Below are 1,543 nucleotides of genomic sequence, written 5' to 3' on the forward strand. Positions count from 1 at the left end.
TTGTAATCATTATCTGATCTTGCGTATTTACGACTGATACCTGCAGAGCTTCTATTCATAATTTATTTCACTAATTCATGAAACATAAAAAACAGACTACTGTTCTGTTCAGCAGTTCATTTTGCTGGAATGTCTATAAACGTGAGTGGTTGGGGAAACACATCTACTCCTGATTCCACCAATCCGCTATTTTCAAATCATCTGGGGCGAGATTCATGGGCAACAGATGTTCAGCGCTGGCACTCCTGGAATGTGAAAACGGTTCTTGAGTCATGATGGGAGGAAATTACTGGCTGTTTTTTCTCTTCCTTTTTCTATTCTTTGGTTTGCCTGTTTGCTCTTCTAAATATTCTTCGGCGGTTAAGTAACAGTAATCTGAGGGTTGCCAACCAAGGACTGTAAGTAGTTGACCAAATAAAATCATATTTTCTTCTTTATCATGAATTCTTCTGGGGTAAACACCGGTATTTCTGATAACCGAAAGTCTTTGGTGTTACGGGTGATGATGGCTTCGGCTCCGACCTGAATTGCAGCAGCGTCCAGTACGGCATCTTCAAAATCGCTAAAGCCACTCGCAAGTGCGCACATCAATATTTGGTGGTCCACCGGCGCTATCTGATAAATCTGTAGCAATTTTTTGATAGCGGCACTGCCTTTGCTCTTGCCGATAGTTTTGCAGGTGAGGTAGTGAATGGTGGTCAGGGTTGTGGCGCAGAGTATGCCATCAAGTTTTCTACGTTCGACTCTGCCCATAATCAATGATGAGTAATCCACAAAGGGCTCTCGCTTGAACAGTACATCCAATATGACGTTGGTATCCACCAGAATCTTCATAAATATTTGTCTTCCAGATATTTTTTGTACTGTTCTTCTGCATCTTCCATTTCAGCACCTGCCAGCAACCCTGTCAGACTCTGGGTTAACGGCGGTAATGGTTCATCTTCTGTTGGTTGGCGGGTTAGGTCTGCAAAATAGTCGGCCACTAGCTGTGATAACGATTTACCGTGCAGTGCAGCGTATTTTTTCGCACTATCGACCAGCTCGTCTTCTACCCGAAGTGTCAGTTTGTGCATAACAATCACCCTGGCGTATAAATAAAAAAAAGTGTACGTCATGCATTGAGTTTCGTCTATAAGGAAACTGGGGAGGTGGCTGTTGGCCTGTTGGCTGTTGGGAGTTGGTGTTGGCAGAAAAAGCTTTTACCGCCCACTTTATCGCTCACTATGGTGGCTGGCCTATGGGCCGGTGACCTTCGTTTATGCCCTGACTTTCGGTTTTTTGAAAATCAATAAAGCCTGATAATTCATGCCTTTGCACACTTACCCAGGTACCGGTTGAGTGCGGATGATTTAACTGACTTGAAATTACACATTGCCAGATAACGACCATCAAGAGTTTAATATGGACGAACTGATCAACAGGCTGCAGGTAATACCTACCACTGCTATCGTTTTACTTTTTTTGCCGCCCTAGGAGGCTGTCCGAGAGTAGCGCCCGTCTAGGCGACCCCGTAGCGAGGACGGCAGAAAATTGAGGATAAAAA

At 44.2% G+C, this 1,543-nt stretch carries 3 protein-coding genes; 1 reads left to right on the forward strand and 2 read right to left on the reverse strand.

The window, feature by feature from the left end:
- Window positions 1–420: 420 nt before the first annotated feature.
- Complete coding sequence (locus KDK15_RS06955; protein ID WP_257294641.1) at window positions 421–834, reverse strand: PIN domain-containing protein; 414 nt, start codon at window positions 832–834, stop codon at window positions 421–423.
- Window positions 831–1,073 carry a DUF6364 family protein gene (locus tag KDK15_RS06960; RefSeq protein ID WP_257294642.1) on the reverse strand — a complete coding sequence of 81 codons (243 nt, stop codon included), beginning with the start codon at window positions 1,071–1,073 and terminating at the stop codon, window positions 831–833. Before KDK15_RS06960 ends, KDK15_RS06955 begins: the two co-directional genes overlap by 4 nt.
- An 82-nt stretch (window positions 1,074–1,155) precedes the next feature.
- Between KDK15_RS06960 and KDK15_RS06965 the strand changes: the two genes are divergently transcribed.
- Complete coding sequence (locus KDK15_RS06965) at window positions 1,156–1,299, forward strand: hypothetical protein (RefSeq protein WP_257294643.1); 144 nt, start codon at window positions 1,156–1,158, stop codon at window positions 1,297–1,299.
- Window positions 1,300–1,543: the final 244 nt, after the last annotated feature.

The sequence above is a fragment of the Endozoicomonas sp. YOMI1 genome (assembly GCF_024606345.1).
Lineage (GTDB): Bacteria > Pseudomonadota > Gammaproteobacteria > Pseudomonadales > Endozoicomonadaceae > Endozoicomonas.

What these genes read in the sequence shown, in the direction of transcription:
- KDK15_RS06955 (WP_257294641.1), bottom strand. Translation starts at nt 834, where the DNA reads ATGAAGATTCTGGTGGATACCAACGTCATATTGGATGTACTGTTCAAG.
- KDK15_RS06960 (WP_257294642.1), bottom strand. Translation starts at nt 1,073, where the DNA reads ATGCACAAACTGACACTTCGGGTAGAAGACGAGCTGGTCGATAGTGCG.